Annotated in this window: 19 protein-coding genes and 1 pseudogene; 11 read left to right on the forward strand and 9 right to left on the reverse strand. The window is 56.4% G+C overall.

The features are described 5' to 3' along the window. Window positions 1-111: 111 nt before the first annotated feature. Genes ACUVSA_RS11175 through ACUVSA_RS11190 form a run of 4 tightly spaced genes read right to left on the reverse strand, consistent with a single transcriptional unit; the run spans window position 112 to window position 4,461 of the window. Entirely contained in the window at window positions 112-1,587 is a 1,476-nt protein-coding gene (locus tag ACUVSA_RS11175) for a deoxyribodipyrimidine photolyase (protein ID WP_445894876.1), read from the reverse strand. Between the two features lie 48 nt (window positions 1,588-1,635). Then, window positions 1,636-2,919: a TRAP transporter large permease gene (locus tag ACUVSA_RS11180; RefSeq protein WP_445894877.1), complete on the reverse strand. Its 1,284-nt coding sequence runs from the start codon at window positions 2,917-2,919 to the stop codon at window positions 1,636-1,638. 15 nt (window positions 2,920-2,934) lie between these two features. After that, on the reverse strand, window positions 2,935-3,414 hold the full coding sequence (locus ACUVSA_RS11185) for a TRAP transporter small permease (RefSeq protein ID WP_445894878.1): 480 nt from the start codon (window positions 3,412-3,414) through the stop codon (window positions 2,935-2,937). Between the two features lie 27 nt (window positions 3,415-3,441). Next, window positions 3,442-4,461, reverse strand: a complete 1,020-nt coding sequence (locus ACUVSA_RS11190; RefSeq protein WP_445890581.1) for a DctP family TRAP transporter solute-binding subunit — start codon at window positions 4,459-4,461, stop codon at window positions 3,442-3,444. A gap of 347 nt (window positions 4,462-4,808) precedes the next feature. On the opposite strand from ACUVSA_RS11190, the gene ACUVSA_RS11195 reads away from it, so the two are divergent. Both ACUVSA_RS11195 and ACUVSA_RS11200 read left to right on the forward strand, forming a co-directional pair. After that, window positions 4,809-5,270 carry a pyridoxamine 5'-phosphate oxidase family protein gene (locus ACUVSA_RS11195; protein WP_445894879.1) on the forward strand — a complete coding sequence of 154 codons (462 nt, stop codon included), beginning with the start codon at window positions 4,809-4,811 and terminating at the stop codon, window positions 5,268-5,270. A gap of 397 nt (window positions 5,271-5,667) precedes the next feature. Continuing rightward, window positions 5,668-6,723 (forward strand): methyltransferase domain-containing protein, encoded by a 1,056-nt coding sequence (locus ACUVSA_RS11200; RefSeq protein ID WP_445894880.1) that lies wholly within the window; start codon window positions 5,668-5,670, stop codon window positions 6,721-6,723. Between the two features lie 57 nt (window positions 6,724-6,780). Here the strand turns inward: ACUVSA_RS11200 and ACUVSA_RS11205 are convergent, their stop codons facing one another. Further along, window positions 6,781-7,419, reverse strand: coding sequence for a TetR/AcrR family transcriptional regulator (locus ACUVSA_RS11205; RefSeq protein WP_445894881.1), 639 nt, complete (start codon window positions 7,417-7,419; stop codon window positions 6,781-6,783). A 138-nt stretch (window positions 7,420-7,557) separates the two neighbouring features. Between ACUVSA_RS11205 and cooS the strand changes: the two are divergent. Then, window positions 7,558-9,463, forward strand: a pseudogene (gene cooS, locus ACUVSA_RS11210) (anaerobic carbon-monoxide dehydrogenase catalytic subunit). A 324-nt stretch (window positions 9,464-9,787) separates the two neighbouring features. Here the strand turns inward: cooS and ACUVSA_RS11215 are convergent. Genes ACUVSA_RS11215 through ACUVSA_RS11225 form a run of 3 tightly spaced genes read right to left on the reverse strand, consistent with a single transcriptional unit; the run spans window position 9,788 to window position 11,161 of the window. After that, window positions 9,788-10,474 (reverse strand): class I SAM-dependent methyltransferase, encoded by a 687-nt coding sequence (locus ACUVSA_RS11215; protein WP_445894882.1) that lies wholly within the window; start codon window positions 10,472-10,474, stop codon window positions 9,788-9,790. Continuing rightward, on the reverse strand, window positions 10,461-10,718 hold the full coding sequence (locus ACUVSA_RS11220) for a hypothetical protein (RefSeq protein ID WP_445894883.1): 258 nt from the start codon (window positions 10,716-10,718) through the stop codon (window positions 10,461-10,463). Before ACUVSA_RS11220 ends, ACUVSA_RS11215 begins: the two co-directional genes overlap by 14 nt. Next, window positions 10,715-11,161: a translation initiation factor IF-2 gene (locus ACUVSA_RS11225; protein ID WP_445894916.1), complete on the reverse strand. Its 447-nt coding sequence runs from the start codon at window positions 11,159-11,161 to the stop codon at window positions 10,715-10,717. The genes ACUVSA_RS11220 and ACUVSA_RS11225 overlap by 4 nt, the downstream gene beginning before the upstream one ends. A 264-nt stretch (window positions 11,162-11,425) precedes the next feature. Between ACUVSA_RS11225 and ACUVSA_RS11230 the strand changes: the two genes are divergently transcribed. Genes ACUVSA_RS11230 through ACUVSA_RS11240 form a run of 3 tightly spaced genes read left to right on the forward strand, consistent with a single transcriptional unit; the run spans window position 11,426 to window position 12,088 of the window. After that, entirely contained in the window at window positions 11,426-11,710 is a 285-nt protein-coding gene (locus ACUVSA_RS11230; protein WP_445894884.1) for a universal stress protein, read from the forward strand. Window positions 11,711-11,735: 25 nt separating this feature from the next. After that, window positions 11,736-11,897, forward strand: coding sequence for a universal stress protein (locus ACUVSA_RS11235; protein WP_445894885.1), 162 nt, complete (start codon window positions 11,736-11,738; stop codon window positions 11,895-11,897). Beyond that, entirely contained in the window at window positions 11,894-12,088 is a 195-nt protein-coding gene (locus tag ACUVSA_RS11240; protein ID WP_445894886.1) for a ferredoxin, read from the forward strand. The genes ACUVSA_RS11235 and ACUVSA_RS11240 overlap by 4 nt, the downstream gene beginning before the upstream one ends. A 352-nt stretch (window positions 12,089-12,440) precedes the next feature. On the opposite strand, the gene ACUVSA_RS11245 is transcribed toward ACUVSA_RS11240, so the two are convergent. Continuing rightward, on the reverse strand, window positions 12,441-12,977 hold the full coding sequence (locus tag ACUVSA_RS11245) for a hypothetical protein (RefSeq protein WP_445894887.1): 537 nt from the start codon (window positions 12,975-12,977) through the stop codon (window positions 12,441-12,443). Between the two features lie 203 nt (window positions 12,978-13,180). On the opposite strand from ACUVSA_RS11245, the gene ACUVSA_RS11250 reads away from it, so the two are divergent. The 5 genes from ACUVSA_RS11250 to ACUVSA_RS11270 all read left to right on the forward strand — a co-directional run bounded on the left by ACUVSA_RS11250 (window position 13,181) and on the right by ACUVSA_RS11270 (window position 16,952). Then, window positions 13,181-13,567, forward strand: a complete 387-nt coding sequence (locus ACUVSA_RS11250) for a hypothetical protein (RefSeq protein WP_445894888.1) — start codon at window positions 13,181-13,183, stop codon at window positions 13,565-13,567. Then, complete coding sequence (locus ACUVSA_RS11255) at window positions 13,542-15,248, forward strand: proton-conducting transporter transmembrane domain-containing protein (RefSeq protein WP_445894889.1); 1,707 nt, start codon at window positions 13,542-13,544, stop codon at window positions 15,246-15,248. Before ACUVSA_RS11250 ends, ACUVSA_RS11255 begins: the two co-directional genes overlap by 26 nt. Before the next feature lie 30 nt (window positions 15,249-15,278). Beyond that, complete coding sequence (mbhE, locus tag ACUVSA_RS11260; protein ID WP_445894890.1) at window positions 15,279-16,004, forward strand: hydrogen gas-evolving membrane-bound hydrogenase subunit E; 726 nt, start codon at window positions 15,279-15,281, stop codon at window positions 16,002-16,004. After that, entirely contained in the window at window positions 16,004-16,330 is a 327-nt protein-coding gene (locus ACUVSA_RS11265) for a Na+/H+ antiporter subunit C (protein WP_445894891.1), read from the forward strand. Before mbhE ends, ACUVSA_RS11265 begins: the two co-directional genes overlap by 1 nt. A gap of 64 nt (window positions 16,331-16,394) precedes the next feature. Next, the gene (locus tag ACUVSA_RS11270) at window positions 16,395-16,952 is read left to right on the forward strand and encodes a proton-conducting transporter transmembrane domain-containing protein (protein ID WP_445894892.1); all 558 of its coding nucleotides are present in this window, start codon (window positions 16,395-16,397) and stop codon (window positions 16,950-16,952) included. The last annotated feature ends 109 nt before the right edge of the window (window positions 16,953-17,061 follow it).

Raw genomic sequence — 17,061 nt, forward strand, 5'->3', positions numbered from 1 at the left:
AATGCACAAAAATGAGTTCTCGGACATGCTCCTACAGGGGGTGTTTTGCGACACGGTCATAGAAATTGAAGAAAAATGAAGGGCGTGGCAAGAAAATCGGGCGCCTGAGCCTCAGGTTTTTCCGTATCTGGAAAGATATTCTTCCAGGCGGATCTTTCGTGCGGTATTTTTCGACGACATGTAACGAACCTTTCCAAAGACTGGGCGTTCGGGGCCCCAGGGCCTGTCATAACGCCCCAGCACCCAAAAAATGCCCGTGTAAGAATTGGGGTCCCGGCCGTCCAGAGCGTACTTGTTGTTGAGTTCGATCATCAACTGGAGGGCTTCCTGAGGAGAACGGCTCCAGTGCAGGATCTTTTTCCCCCACAGCATGCGTAGGTAATTGTGTATGCGCCCTTCCAAGACCAGTTGGGTTTGGGCGGCGTTCCACAGAGGGTCGTGGGTTTCGGCCTGTTCAAGCTCCTCCAGTGCGTACACATAAGGCCTGGTATCGGATGTATGCCTTTTCAGAGTTTCTCGAGCCCAGGCTGGCAGGGACTCATAGGCGTCGTAGTCCGCAGTGTATCGGCACATGTTGAACCCCAGTTCCCGCCACGTCACCAACTGGTCGAGAAACGCCTCGGCCCCTTCACTCATACCCCACCATCCTGCACGAGATCCTGTGGCTTTCAGGGCCAACTTCTCCAAAGACCAAGCTTCGTGACGGCCCACAGCGTCAAAGATTTCGTGGGCACTCAGGTGCCCGAAATGCAGGTAGGGGGAAAGGCCGCTGGTGACATCTTCGTCAGGTTGGTTGCGGTCCTGGGCGTAGCGGGACAAATGCCGTGCAATAAAGTGCTCCAGGCGGCGGCGCGCCGGGGTTGAGCCTCCACGGATCGAACAAGCGTTCACCCGATGATCGATGGGCAGCGCGGATGCCAGATCATCAGGGCGCTCAAGGTCGTTTGCCGTGCATGGAGGCCATCGATGAAAGAGGTTCTCAAGATTTGGAGCGGAATGGAGCGGAGGCAATCGGTCCAGGGGATTTTCCAACGGCCTGTGTTCCAGAAAATCCCGAAGCGTCTGCTGAAGATACCGGCGAAAGCTATGAGCTGTGAGGAAAACCTTGCCTGGGCTGTTCATGGGAAGAAGGCCGTTGCTGTCGACTTTTTCCAGAAGCACCGAAAGCTTTCGAGCAGCGGCCTCGATCATGGAAGGAAGGAAAAAGGCGGGGAAATCATCCGTGACGACGACACAGGCCCTTTGCCCCAGAGCACTCAGCAGTCCCTTGCCCTCGCCGCTGGCTCGTTCCACGTAACCATAATAGGTCGCGGGTGTGGAACGACTCAGGGCCTCGTTTTCCCTCATGCCCTGCAGAATAAAGCCATGAAACCGGTCACTGGCCCACGGGTAATCCGCGCGCAGGGCCTCAAGAATGACCAAAGGCTTTTGAAGCTCAAGAGCCCATTGCACGGCGCGGTCCAGAGCGAAATTCCAAGACAAGCGCCGATAGGCAGTCATCCAGTAGAGAACGAAGTCCCCTTGAGGGTTCGCAGCACAGGGGTTAACGGCTTGAATGCGATCCTGAGGCACACGAAAAGCGCTCATGAAGCGGAGCCTTTCAAAACCTTTTGGAAGGGCGCGAAGAGATTTGGATCAATACAGCCCCCACAATCGTGGCAGCCACAGGCTCAAGGCCGGAAACACGGCGACAAGAATAAGCGCCACAGCCATGGCCGCAATAAAGGGCAAGGTGGCCACGGAAGCTTTCTCCAGAGAAATGCCGGCCAAATTGGTGGTCACGAACAGGTTGACAGCGACCGGCGGCGTGAACTGTCCGATAGCCAGATTCAGCGTCATAACCACACCAAACCACAAGGGATCCCAACCGAAATGGGTCATAATGGGCATTAAAATGGGCAGAAATACGTAGTAGATGGAAATGGCGTCCAAAAGCATCCCGGCTATGAAAATGAGGAGATTCACCAAGAGCAGGACCGCCGCGGGATGGGACGATACGGACAGCAACGAAGCGGCGATTTTTTCCATGACCCCAAGAGTAGCTCCAGCCCAACTGTAGAGGCCGGCCAGGGCCACAATGATCAGCACCACGGCCGAGGACACGGCGGCATCCACAAGAATCTGATAAAGGTTCTTGAGGCTCAGGGTTCTGTAGACCACGAAACCTAAAAAGACGCCGTAAAAAACAGCCACAATGGCGGCTTCCGTGGCCGTGAAAATGCCGCCGTAAATGCCTCCGAGGATGACCAGAGGGGCAAGCAGCCCCCAAAAGGCGTCCTTAAAGGCCGCGGCCACTTCCCTCGCGGTACCGCGGCGCTCGCCCATGTAGCCTCGATGCTTGGAAATATAATATGCAGGTAAAATGAGCGAAAGGCCGGCGAGAATGCCGGGAAAGATGCCCGCGGCAAAGAGGGCCGGCACCGACGAGGTGGTGATGACGCCGTAAAGAATAAAGGCAATGCTGGGAGGTACCACAATAGCTGTGGAACCTCCGGCGGCTATTAACGCCGCGCTGAAGTCTCGAGCGTAATTTTTTCGAGCCATGGCGGGAATGAGCACGGCCCCCATGGCGGCGGCATCGGCGGGGCCGGAACCGCTCACCCCGCCAAAAAACACGCACACCAGAACGGCCACGATGGCCAACCCGCCAGGAAGAGATCCCACCACAAGGCTTGCCAAATGGACCAGGCGTTGTGACACGCCGCATCGCTCAAGAATCATGCCGGCCAAGATGAAAAAGGGAATGGCCAGCAAAGGATACTTGGCGATACCGGCGTAAAAATTGGACGACACCACCGGAATGCCCAGCTGGAAATGCCAAATCATGACGATGGCCACACTGCCCAAGGCCACCGCAATGGGAATGCCTAAAAGGAGCAGCGCCAGAAATGCGAAAAACAGCCAAATCGCCGGGTCCATGATGCCTCTTTCACGTTATCCTTTGTCGTTCCAGAGCACGCGGGAGCGTTCCAGAGCCCTGGCGATGATGAGCAGGCTTCCCAGAGGAACTGCCAGAGTATAGGCCCACTGGGGGACCTGCAGGGCTTCGGATAGGGTGGTCAGGGCCATTTCCTCGCGCATCTGCACGATGCCGTAGTAGGCCAGAGTTCCAAACACGAGAAGGATGAGGGTCATGGAAAGAATGAGCACCGCACGCCGAAGCGTTAGGGGAAAACGAACGAACAGGAAATGCAGCCCCAGATGCAGACCCTTGCGAAACGCCGCAGCGCCCCCAAAAACCGTCAGATATACCAGCGCGCTCACTTCCACCTCTTCTACGAACGCAAAGGAATAATTGGTGCCGTAGCGGATAAGCACGTTGACAAAGGCCACCAGGGCCATCATAAGGAGCAGGAGGGCGCACGCCGCTTCCTCAAAATGGTCCCGAAGCCAGAGAATCCATGGGTGATGCATCGGTTCATGCCTTCACGGTCCAAAGACCTATCGCCCGAGAAGCTTCTCGGCTTGGGTGACCAGATCCGCACCGATTTTTTCCTTCCAATCGGTGTACACGGCTCGAGTTTTTTCGCGAAAAGCCGTGCGCATCTGCGGTGTGAACACTGTGACCTCCATGCCGTTTTGGCGCAAGGTGTCCAAAGCCGCCATGTCGTTCTGAAGCCCCTGGCGTGCCTGCTGAATTTCCCAGGCGCAGGCATCCAGAGCGGCTTGTTTCACAATGGCCTGGTCTTCGGGGCTGAAGGTTTTCCATGTCTGTTGGCTGGCTCCGAGAATGAGCGGGTCGATGGCGTAGTGCCAGATGCTGATGTATTTATGCACCTGCCAGAGCTGGTAAGGAATGATGACCGCGTTGACCGGGTTTTCCTGACCGTCCACAGTGCCCTGCTGAAAGGCGGTTTGCGCTTCACCCCAGTTCATGTTGATGGGATTGGCTTCCAAGGCACGAAAGGTGTCGATAAAAATGGGAGAACCCACCACACGGACTTTCAGGCCCTTGATGGCTTCGGGGGAATCCACGGCCCGCACGCGATTGGTCAATTCCCGAAATCCGTTTTCTCCCCAAGCCAAAGGCACCACACCGCGCTCTTCGATTTGGCGGAACAGTTCCTCGCCGGGTGGGCCGTTTTTCACCGCATCCAGCTGTTCGTAGGATTCGAAAAAGAACGGCAGAGCAAACAAGTTCAGGGACGGGACCTGAGGCGACCAGTTGATGGTGGAAGCGAGGGCGAAATCGATGACCCCTTGGCGCATCAGCATAAACTCATTGGTTTGTTTTCCGGCGAAGAGCTGGCCTGCGAAGTAACATTTGATGTTGATGCGTCCTTGGGTCCTTTCGCGCACCAGATCGGCAAACTTTTGGGCCCCCTCCCCCCAAGGGCCTTTAGGGCCGACGACGATGCTCATTTTGTACTCGTCTTTGTAGGTCCCGGCCATGGTCCAGCTCGAAGCCGTTGCCAAGATAGCCATCGCCGCCAGAATCGCCCATAATGCTCGTGCCTTCATCGCTGCCTTCCTTGTGCTCGGTTCAAAGTGTTCTCTGGTTTTCGACGGAACCGTGGTGCCGCCGTTTTCCGCTGCGATGCCACACAAAAGCACCCTTGCCATAGGTGCCCTGATGAGAAGAAAATGTCAACCAAGTCGTTAAGCTTTCTTTGCTTTTGGGAAGCCGACTTGCTAAGGTTTTACGGGTGGTGGGGGCTCTTTAGAAGATCCCACGCGCGCGGTCTTGCGTTCGCGGCTTTTGCGGTCCACGTGCGTGCTCAAGAAAGACGCCTGCCGGCCTGTGGAATCCTGGGCGATGCCGTGCCTTTTACGAGTGCGCGGAAAAAAAGAGGTGAAAAAGGGATACCATGCTGAAGAAAATGATAGCTTTGCTCACATCGCACGATATGTGCGTTTTGGCCACCTGCCGGGACCACAAGCCTCATTGTTCCCTCATGGCCTACGTCACCGACGACCACGGTCTGACCCTTTACATGGTTACACGGCGAGACACCACCAAATATCGAAACATTGTGGACAACGGGCACGTGAGCTTGCTTGTGGACACGCGCCAAGGCGCCGGCGACCGCCCCTCCATTCGGTCCTTGACCGTAGAAGGGTGGGCCGCGCCCCTGATGGATGGCGCCCGGGACGTTGAGATGCGACGGCGCCTTCAAGAGCGACACCCTCAGATTCAAGGACTGCTGGATCATCCCCAGTCGACCCTTATCGAGGTGACCGTTCGGGCCTTTCTTTTGCTGGAAGGACCCGAAAAGGCCACGCACATCACGGTCACCTCGGTGGACACCCCATCGAGTGAGTCACATTGAATTGAGGACATCCATATCCCTGCGGCCGTGCCGGTCCCATAAGAGCTTGTCTGAGAACACCTTCAGCGGGAGCGGCGTAAGCGGTGGTTCCTTATCGCGCCTTGCGGCGCGCCCATGGATGAGATCCTGCATGTTGTGCGCGCCCGCCGAGCTTTCCTCCCCGATGAGCCACTTGGAACCAAGGCACGGATTTGCTCCCGGTTTGTAGGAGCGGCCTTTCGGCTGGTTGCCCCATGCAGGAAAGGCCGAATGCCTGCGTTTCCGAAAAACGGGGTTTTTGAACTCAATGCCGTAAGTTTCGTGCCCACACCCTCTTGCCATTCGTGCCCACAGTGCTTTTGTTCATGACCGGACAAACCCCGACAGGTTGTTGTCCGCACAGGGAAAGGAGCGAGGCATGGCCGAAAAACACGCAATGCAGGAGAGGGTGCAGCAATGGGTTTACACAGAGGACGCTTTTCAAAGAGTCGATGAGACGGACGATGCGGTCTTTTATCAAAGGGATCGCTTTGTTTCCCACTTGGACCGCGTCGCCCTTGAGACGGTGGAACAGATCATCGGCACCCTGATCATTGAAGATCGACCGGTGATTTTGGATTTGATGGCGGGATGGGATTCCCACATTCCCGACACGGTCCAGCCCGGCGAAGTGGTGGCCTTGGGGCTCAACGAAAATGAACTGAAATCCAACAAGGCGCTTCACCGCTACGTGCTTCACGACCTCAATGCTGATCCTCGGCTTCCCTTTGGCGACAATACCTTTGACGTGGTCCTGAACACGGTCTCTGTGGACTACATGACGCAGCCGTTTCGAGTTTTTGCGGAAGTGGCGCGGGTGCTCAAGCCGGGTGGCATGTTTTTGGTCATCTTCTCCAACCGCATGTTTCCACAAAAGGCCGTCAAGATCTGGAGGGAAAGCAGTGAAGAAGAACGTATTCTTCTTGTGGAAGATTTTTTTGCCAGTGTGCCGGAATTCGAAAAGACCCACCTGGTGGTCTCCAAGGGAAAACCACGCCCGGCCGATGACAAGTATGCCCATCTGGGCATTCCCAGCGATCCCGTCTACGCCATGTGGGCGGAAAAGAAAGGGAGGCCCGAGGGGCGGCGCCAACGGCCGGTGGTGGCGCTGAGTGCAGGTGAGGCCAAGTCGGCCGAGGAGGTGGAACAAAGGAAGCGCCATATTGCGAAAACGCTGCAATGTCCCCACTGTGGCGAGCGCATGAAAAAGTGGAGGGTTCCTCAGACTCCCTTTACCGAATGGGACAACGAGTTCATGTACATCTGCTTTAATGATTCTTGTCCATACCTCGTGCGGGGATGGAGCGTCATGGCGTCCCAGGGAAATCGGGGGTTTTCTTATCGGATGATGTACAATCCCGACCGAAACCTTCTTCTTCCAGTTCCTGTGCCGACACTTCGGGCCTTGAAGGAAAGCATTGTCGACGAGGAATAAAGGCGAGGTCACAGAGGACGAAGAGCCGAGGACCGCCGTGAAGGCGGCGGTCCTTTTTTAAAGTTTCAGGCACTGGCGATAAAGTTTCCAAGCGGTGCGGGCATGTTCGGAAAAATCAAAACGTCCGCCGCTCACATGCCACAGAATGGCCGCCGGTTGCACAATCCCAAGAAACATCACGGCCGCCGCCTCTGCAGATACGTCCGAACGCAGCTCCCCTTCTTGCTGCCCTTCCTCAATGATGGCCGCAATGCGCATGACATGGGCGTGAATGATTTCGCCCAGCCGTACCCGCCTTCGCTCCGCATCGCCGATAATTTCCTCGGAAAAAAGGATTCGAGGAAGGGCCTGATGGGACGTGATAAAGAAGACATGGTGGGCCAACAAGGCATCCAGTCGGGCCAACGAAGAAAAATGTTCCCGCCGCACCCGTTCCACATGCTCTGCCAGACGCTCTGCCACCAGTTCCAAAACCGCATCCAGGATGGCATCTTTGTTGGCATAATGACGGTACAGCGCCGAGGGTACCAGGCCCAATTCTTGAGCCAAACGGGCCACACTGAGGCTTTTTAACCCCTCATGATTGACAATGCGCAGGGCCGCCTCGGCAATTTGCGCTCGTCGCCCTTCGAGTCCCGCTGTGCTTTGTGGTGCCTGTCTTGATTGAGAATTTTCTTTCACTTTATGCGAGGCCATATTCCAGCCCTTCTGTTAGCCCCCCTTGAAGTTTTTTCGCCTATAGGGTTTAATGAGTGAAATTAAGTTCACTTCATGGCGGCGCGCGGAACAGTGGTGCGCCCCACGGCCAGGTCTTTCTTATCATGGAGGAAAGGTATGGAAAAGGAACGGTTGTCATACCACGACTCGGTGCAGACCATGGTGGATCGGATTTGTCGCGACAGGAAGACCAACCTTTGGGATCGGTATGCGGCCCAAGGGCTGGGCAATGATCCCGACAAGCGGTGTCCCTTTTGCATGGGGGGGCGTGCGTGGTGATCTGTGCTCCAACGGGCCGTGCCGAGCCGATGCTGAAAAGGATAAGCGAGGTGTGTGCGGCATCAAGGCCGACGGCATGGCCATGCGCATGATGGTCTTGCGCAATGTCATGGGCGCGTCCACCTATCATTATCACACGGAACAGACGGTGCGCACCCTTCGTGCGACGGCTCGAGGGCAGAGCCCCTTTCGGCTGGCGGAACCGCAGAAGTTGAAAGCCTTTGCAGAGCGTTTGGGCGTGGATGCATCGGGATCGGCGGAGGAGACGGCGTTGCGCCTGTGTGATTTTGCGCAGCAGGATTTCAACAAGCCTGCACACGAACCTAGCGGTATTGTGGCCCGGCTGGCTCCGGCGGACTGCCAGGCTCTGTGGAAAAAATTGGATATCTTTACGGGAGGCATCTACGGGGAGATGCTGCGCGCCACCAGTTCCTGCCTCACCAACGTGGACGGCTACTATGTGAGTCTGGCGCTCAAGGTTATGCGCATGGGCATTGCCATGGCCTATCAGAGTCAGATTATCAATGAATACTGCCAGGACGTGCTTTTTGGCATTCCCAGGCCTCATCGCATGCGCGTGGACCTTGGAGTCCTGGACCCCGATTACGTGAACGTGCTTCCCAACGGCCATGAACCCTTTCTGGGTTTTGCCATGGTCCAGCTTGCTCGCCAACCCGAATAGTAACAAAAGGCCAAAGCCGTAGGCGCCAAGGGCCTGCGGGTTATCGCCTCCATTGAAACGGGCCAGGAAATGATTCAGCGCTGGACCATGGATGACGCCTTCTACGGTTTTACAGGCAACTGGATCATCCAGGGACCCGTCTTAGCCAGCGGCTGCGTGGATCTTTTTGCCTGCGACATTAATTGTTCCATGCCCATCGATCCCCTGTATGCCCAGAAGTATCATTTCAAACTCATTCCGGTCAGTGATCTTGTCGCCTTTGAAGGCATCACGGATCGCCTGGATTATTTGCCGGAAAAGGCAGCCGAACAGGCCGCGGCCCTCTTGACCATGGCCATTGAAAATTTCCCTCAACGGCCCAAGGCCGTCGAACCGGTGACCGGTCTGCAGCTTGGCGAAGCGGTGGTGGGCTTTTCCACCGAAAGTATTCTTGAGGCTTTGGGCGGGTCCTTAGACCCGTTGTTGAAGGCCATCAAGGAGGGCGCCGTTGGCGGCGTGGCGGGGTTCGTCTCCTGCACCACGCTGAGGGATTCCGGTCAGGATGTGCACAGTGTGCGCGTGGCTAAGGAACTCATCAAAAGAGACATCCTTGTGCTGTCCCTGGGCTGCGTCAACGCCGCTTTGCAGGTGGCCGGACTGTGTCTTCCCGAAGCCAAGGATCTGGCAGGTCCGGGCCTGAAATCAGTGTTTGAAGCGTTGGGGGTGCCGCCGGTGCTCAGCTATGGCACGTGCACCGACACGGGCCGCTGCGCGGACCTCGTGGCCCCGGTTTCCCATGCCCTTGGAGGGGTTCCCATTCCCGATCTTCCCGTCGTCGCTTGCGCCCCGGAATACATGGAACAAAAGGCTACCATTGATGCCATCTTCGCTTTGGCTTTCGGGTTGTATACCTACGTGAATCCTGTCCCCAACGTGACGGGAGCCCCCAATTTGGTGAAGCTGCTCACTGAATACCACATTCAGATAACGGGCGGACTGCTCAACGTCAACCCCAACGCTCAGGAAGCCGCCGACGCGCTTCTGGCACACATCGAAAAGAATCGGCAAAAGCTTGGCCTCTGACGCTGTGCCCACCGCGGAGTACAAAAGCCGCTATGGCATAGGCCAGCAAATGCAGGGTGGCCTTTGTGGCTGCCCTAGTTTTTCCGGACGGCGAGGAGCTTGTCCGAGACCTTATTTTTGACAATTGGCGCCCTTGCAATTTCAATAAGTTGCAAGGGGCCATTGGGCCAAAATCCGCATTGTCGGAAAGGCTCCGAGAAGGCGATCGTTTCAGAGGCAAGGGTTCGCGCCTTGGGTGTGCAGGGCGGCCCCTGTAGCGGACCACAGGCCTCCCCCAGTGTCAGAAGGCCCCGCCATCCACAGAACAGGCGCACCTTCGTGGCCTTAAGGGAGATGATTTTCGGACTTTGACTCGAATCGCTCAGGATGCGGGGTTTCCCAGCGACCCTCAAAAAGACCCACCGTTCCCAGCAGTCCAAGGGTGCAGCGCAGCACCTGAAGCCCGGCGGCGTGAAGCACCCCTTCGGTGGCGCCTCTTTGCAGATAATCGCAAAAGGCATGGTAATGGGCGCGTCCTACCATCCGTTCAATACCACTCAGGAAGAGCGATAAAAACCGCCCGTGCACGCGAGCGGGGCGGACATAGTCCAAGACGACAACGGTGCCGCCCGGTTTCAAAACACGACGCCCTTCAGCCAAAATGGCCAGACGCTGAGAATGCGGCTTTTCATGAAGGGCAAAAGACAACACAAGGCCGTCAAAGGCATGGTCAGAGAAAGGAAGCCGACGTCCGTCCCCAAGGACAAAGGAAGATGCCCCACCGGGCACCCTGGTGGCAGCATGCCGAAGCATGGTCGGGGAGATGTCGATGCCCACGGCGCACAGACCAGCGGCCCGCAACTTGAGCACCTGCGTGCCCGTTCCACAACCCACATCCAGAATTTTGGAAAGCCCACGCTCTTGCACGGCACGTGTTATGACGTAGCGAAACCTCTCAAGGGCCGTATCCACCAAGGGGTAGCCTCTTGAAATCATCGCGTAATCATCGATGGCTTTTTTAAGTCTTTTCATACACCTCCACCAGATCACCCAGGCGGGCGCCTTTCCAGTCAGGAATCTTGATCCCGACCTGACGACCTTTACCGGCCTCCTTGACGGGATTTCGGTCGACTTGCATGGACTGAATGAATCCGGCATAATCAGGGCCCATGGCGGAGATGACACGAAAGGGAGCGCCCACTCGAAACACGCCGTCGGTGATCTCGCATCCGATGATGATACCGTGGCGACTGCTCTCGAACAGGGCGATAATCATGCCTTGACCATGAATCTTTTCCGACATCGTAGAACCGCTGGCTGTCTGGGGGGGGCCGATGACACGCGGGCTGCCACAGCAGCCACCAGATCGTGAATGACATGAAAGAGGAGAATCTCCACGCCCATGTCTCGAGCGACCACAGCCACTTTGGGTCCCAAATCCACCCCCAGCCCGAGAATCAGGCGGCTTGCCGTGGCTGCCATTAGCACATCAGATATGGAGACTGTCCCGATGCCGCGGTGTATCACCTTGATGGGCTGCCCCTTCGAGCCGAGTTTGTGCAAGGCTGTTTCAATGGCTTCACAGGTGCCCACCGTGTCCGCCTTGATCACCACCTCAAGGGCATCCCTTGCAGCGGATCTTTGAGACAGGAGGGTGGCGAGGGTTTTTTCTTCAGTGTTCCTGAAGGGCTTTTTCCCTTTATGGTCGGCCATTTTCATTTCTCCAGACGTCACGACAGGATGTGAATTCCGTTGAGGACGGTCCAATGTCTAAGAGCTTGTTCGACAGCGGTTGAGCAGCACCCTTACGGTATGAAGCTGTAGCCGTGCAGCAACGCGCGATCAGAAGTCGCGGCTTGCGCCGTTCCTCCTGAAAGTGTTCTCAGACAGGCTCCTACGCCGCGTTTTGCCTTGTCTTGTGATCCTTTCTGAACAAGCTTAGATTTCCTTCAAGAGAAAATCACCATTGCAAAGGAGCTCACCATGAAGATGCGTAAAATACTATGGCCGACGGATCTTTCCAAGAGCTCTTCCGCCGCTCTGTCCTATGTGCTTGATCTGGCCGGTAAGTTCGACGCCGAAGTCCTTCTTCTCTATGTGGTCGAAGACATGTCAGGGCACGAACCCTGGTATGGCGAGTGGGGTCGAAAGCATCTGGAAACGTTCTACCAGTGGATCGTCAAGGAAGCGGAGGATCGACTGGATGCCTTGTGTCGGGAACACCCTACAGGGGTGTCCACGGTTTCGACGATTGGTCCTCGGAGGTGATCCGGCAAAAAAGATTCTGGAAACCATGGACGCAGAAGGCGTGGATTTGGTGGTGCTCACCAGCCATGGACTCAAAGGGCATTTTCCCTTCGGTAGCGTGGCTGAACGAGTGGTTCGAAACGCCACCAAGCCCGTCCCGGTGGTTCGACCGCACGCCTCGGGAAACGGCAGGGGAGGTTTGTCATGAATGTTCGCATCGATTATGAACTGTGTATGGGAGACCGCAATTGCAGCAAGGTCTGCCCGGAAGTCTTTCAGTATGACGAAGACCAAATGCTTTCGCGGGTTATAGTTGAAGTCGTTCCGCCGCATCTGGAGGCGAAAGTGCGCCAGGCCGCAGAGGAGTGCGTACCGGGAGAGATCCTCATCGAGGAATGAGGCTCACCGCACACGCCGTCACGGGAATCGGCTCTTTTTGCGACGAGGGGAATACCTCCAGCCAACACGAAAGGGCAAAAACAAGTTGGAGCGCATACTGCCACCAGCCGAAGAGCCGTCGTTCACAACGCGTTGAGGAGCCTGTCCCGTGATGCGGATGTTTGCCAAAGGGGGCTGTCTAGTGAGAAGGAACGGCGAGGTCCTGAAGCGGATCATTGAGTTTTCAAGCAGCCTTTCATGAGCCTCCTTAGAAAGAAGCGGCGAAGGTGAGTTACCTAAAGTTACAAGTTCACGCCTTTCAAAAAACCGTTCGCGGGCCGCTCGTTTTCAAAAAGCGGCCTCAAAAATGCAGTTACGACCAAACCTTCAGAATGCTCAGAAAGGCCACTATAATAGAAAATCCCAAGCCCATGGTCCACTGAAGCATCGTAAAGCGTTTATCCATCGCTTCAAAGCGTTTGTCGACAGTTTCAAATCGAGCAGCCATTTCCCGCTGCAGCGTTTCAAAGCGTTTGTCGACGGCCTCAAAGCGAGCGACTATTTCCCGTTGCAGCGCCTCAAAGCGTGTCTCCATGGCCTCAAAGCGTTTGTCCATGGCCTCAAAGCGTTTGTCCATGGCCTCAAAGCGTTTGTCCATGGCCTCAAAGCGCTTCTCTGCAGCGCCGAAGTGAGCGATCTGAATTTCACGCAGGGCCTTGAGTTCCTCCTCTACACGAATGACTCTTTCCATGAGGGCCAGTTCTCGGGCTCGCCGTTCATTTTCCGAGACAAAGGCGGCGATCTTTTGGGTAAAGAGTTCATCCGCCTTCTCTTGAAGCGCCTCGGCCACACTCTGGGCGATCCATAGCTTGAGTTCGTTTTCACTCACGGGAAGGGTCGATTCGGCCATGGCATCAATCCTGTTTTCGGCCTGTTTTTTGCTCTTTCCTAACATGCGTGCTGCCTTGAGGCAAGATAATGATCTGCGGCTTCTTGATCATGGTGGTCATCCGTGCCTATGAGGATCTTCGCGACTGAAGGTGGCCAATGGCCGTTTTGAACGAGCAAAACCTTTCCATCTGCGGATCTTGAAGTTGCCACACAGGAGCGCCAATGAACCTTGTGACTTTATTAGTGGCATTCCCCGCTGCCGGATCGCTACTGGCCCCAATCGGGGCCATGCGTGGACGTGCTACGGCCGCATGGACGGCGGCTCTATCCATGGCGATGTCCTTGGGTGTGCTGGCTGTTCTATTACCCTCTGTTCTAGCCGGAAACGTCATGGAGTATCGCCGTCCATGGATTCCGCACATGGAATGGGAGCTGGCGTTTCGGCTGGACGGACTCTCTTTGGCTTTTTGCGCTATCGTCTTTGCCGTCGGTCTCCTCGTGGTGCTTTATGCCCACTACGACTTGCCTCGAACGGATCGCCTCGGGCGCTTCCTGGGGCTCTTGCTTCTCTTTGCGGGGGGGCATGACGGGTCTAGTGTTGGCCGATGATCTGCTTCTTCTGTTTGTGTGTTGGGAAGCCACAAGCCTTGTGTCTTTTCTTTTGGTGGCCTACCATGGCGAATCACAGAACGCGCGCCGGGGCGCTCGACTCGCGCTCATAGTGACCGTGGCCAGCGGCCTGGCTCTCCTGGCAGGTCTTTTGCTCCTCGGGCATATGAGCGGCACGCATCGCCTTTCCGAAATTCTTGGCAAGGGTGATGTGGTGCGCTCGCACGCCCATTACGCGCTCGTTCTAGGTCTGATTTTCCTGGGCGTCTTTACCAAATCGGCCCAGTTTCCCTTTCATTTCTGGCTTCCAGCGGCCATGGCCGCCCCGACGCCGGCCAGCGCTTATCTGCATTCAGCCACCATGGTCAAAGCGGGCGTTTTTCTTTTGGCCCGATTGTTTTCCGCGCTCTCGGGCACTTCCCTGTGGTTTGCCCTTGTGGCCGGAGTCGGCGTGGCCACGTTTACCGTGGGAGCCTCTACGGCCTTGTTCAAGCATGACGTGAAAGAACTTCTGGCCTATTCCACAGTCAGTCATCTCGGACTCATCACCTTGCTACTGGGCCTCGGTACACCTCTAGGCGCTGTGGCGGCGGTTTTTCACGTGCTGAACCATGCCACCTTCAAGGCGTCCCTTTTTATGGCCGCGGGCATTATCGACCATGAAGCGGGCACCCGCGACATGCGCCTTCTGAACGGGTTGTGGTTTTGCATGCCCTATACGGCTTTGCTGGCCACCGTTTCAGCAGCGGCCATGGCGGGGGTGCCCTTGTTGAATGGTTTTCTCAGCAAAGAGATGTTTTTCGCGGAGCTTTTGCATCAGGAGGGTCCAGGAGCTCTGCGTCATGTTTTGACGTTTGCGGCGGCTTTGGCCGGAACCTTTTCCGTGGCCTATTCTCTTCGGTTCATGCACGGCGTGTTTTTCGCTCGACCGTGGTGCGAGCCTCCTCGGCGTCCTCATGAAACTCCGGCGTGGATGAAAGTGCCCGTCACGGTTCTGACCAGCGTCTGCCTCTTGGTTGGATTGTTTCCGGACCACACTGTGCGGCCCATTTTAAATGCGGCCTCGGCGGCCGTGCTGATGACCCCGCCGCCCGATTACTCCCTGGCTTTATGGCATGGTCTTACCCCGGCTCTGATCCTGAGCGCCGGTGTCATGGCGGGCGGTGTGGTGCTTTACGCCTTTCGGGAACCTCTCTTTCGTTTTCACGACGAACATTTTCCACCATGGATAGGGGGCATGATTGTGGAACGCTTGGTGGAGGGCACCATCGGTTTGGCCAGCCGCTTTATTCGCCAGCTGCACAATGGATCTTTGCGTCGCTCTTTAGCTCTTTTGCTTGCATGGACGGCACTCCTGGGTGTTTTGGCTTTTGTGAGGTCCCGAACGGCGCTTTTGGTGCCTGTGCCCTTGTCATCTCTAGATGCCCCAACTGTAGTGGGGGCGGGGCTTATTGTGATCGCCACCGGCGTGGCCGTTCTTTCCCGCAGCCGTCCTTTACCAGCGATCTTGAACTTGGGCGTCACGGGTGTGGTGGTTACGCTGGCCTTTGTCCGGTTTTCGGGACCGGACCTGGTCCTGACGCAAATCGCCGTGGAAATGGTTTTCACGGTGGTGTTGCTTTTGATTCTTTTCTTCATGCCTCAAGAAATCCCCTCCGTAATTTCAAGGGCGCGCCGTTGAGCTGACGTTTTTCTGGCACTTGTCATCGGTGTGGGCGTTGCCGCCGTCACCCTTGGCGTTCTCACCCGCCCTTATGCCCCCGTTTCGGATTATTTCCTTCGCGTGGGAAAGCCTCTGGCCGAAGGCGCCAATGTGGTCAATGTGATTTTGGTGGATTTTCGAGGACTTGACACCCTTGGGGAAATCGCAGTCATGGCCATTGCGGCGGTGGTGATCTTTGGAATCTTGGATGGTTTGCGTCAGCATCGAGTTTTGTCGGGCTTTCCATTGGAAAGCCGGTCAAAGAAAGTGCACCCTCCGATTTTGGCACAGATCTCCCGCCTGCTCATGCCCTTGGCCTTGTCGGTGGCCGTTTTTCTGTTTCTTCGAGGTCACAATCGACCTGGGGGCGGGTTCGTGGCCGGTCTTGTGGCGGCGACGATCCACATTTTACTGCACATGGCCAACGGCATCGAATGGGCGCAAGCGAGGCTGCGCTTTCGCTTTATTCCCTTGATTGCCGCAGGGCTTCTTTTGGCCGTTTTGACCGGGCTTGGAAGTCTCTTTGTCGGTCACCCTTTTCTTACATCGGCTGTGGTGCACGGCCGTGTTCCGCTGATCGGTCACTGGGAAATCACTTCCACGCTCGCCTTTGATTTGGGAGTCTTCGGCACGGTGCTCGAGACTTTATTGCTGATCCATGTAAGATTGGGGCGGCTGAGTGTGGGACCGAACAGGGTGCCGCATCCTAAAGAGAGTCGCGGGGAGGTCGACTGATGGAGCTATTGTTTGCTGCAGTGGTGGGTGTCCTGACGGCCGCAGCGGCGTACCTGCTGTTGGAACGGCGAAGCTTCTCCGTGGTCCTAGGCCTTATGGTGCTGTCCTATGCGGTGAATCTTTTTCTTTTCGCTATGGGACGACTGCACACCAACAAACCGCCCCTGGTGGATCTGGGCGTCGGCGTGGCGGACCCAGTGCCGCAGGCCCTTGTGCTGACTGCCATCGTCATTGGGTTTGCCATGACCGCCTTTGCGCTGGTTCTGGCCCTGCACACGCAGGTGATCAGTGGATCTGACGACGTGGATGATCCTGCAGAGGAGTAAAGTAAACCACTGGGTCGTCGCTCCCATTTTGATTTCGCTCGGCACTGCAGGCGTCTTGCTTGCCATGGCTCGAGCCGCTCTGGCGTGGAAGCGGGCCGCCAGCGCCCTGGCCTGTGCGGCGCAACTCATTACAGCATTGCGATTTGTCGGGGCGGCCGCCTCCAAAGTTCCTCTGGTCTACAGCGTGGGCCATTGGCCCGCACCTTTTGGCATCGTGCTCGTGGTGGACCGGCTCGCCGCTGTCATGATGTTGCTCACGGCGGTGGTGGCCTTGGTGGTTTTGGGCTATGCCGTTCGAGGACAAGACGCTCAAGGGCGGGGGTTCCATGCCCTGTACCAGTTTCAAGTGCTGGGCCTCTACGGCACCTTTCTGACCGGGGATTTATTTAATCTTTACGTCTTTGTGGTGATTCTTCTTATAAGTTCTTACGCCCTCCTTTTGCAGGATACCCATGGGAGAGGCCGAGCCCTCGGTCGTGCCGGGTTTCACTACGTGGTGGTCAACTTGGTGGCTTCGTCCCTTTTTCTAGTGGGCATCGGGGTCCTTTACGGCATCCTCGGCACACTGAACCTTGCCGATCTATTCATCAAAATGGCTTCTCTTCCAGCAGAAAACTCTTGATTGGCGCGCATGGCTTTCGATCTGCTTCTCGCCGTCTTTGCTCTAAAAGGCGCTCTGGTTCCCCTCCACTTTTGGCTGACACCCGCCTATGCGGCCGCTTCCGGATCCG

Source organism: Desulfosoma sp. (genome assembly GCF_052743555.1).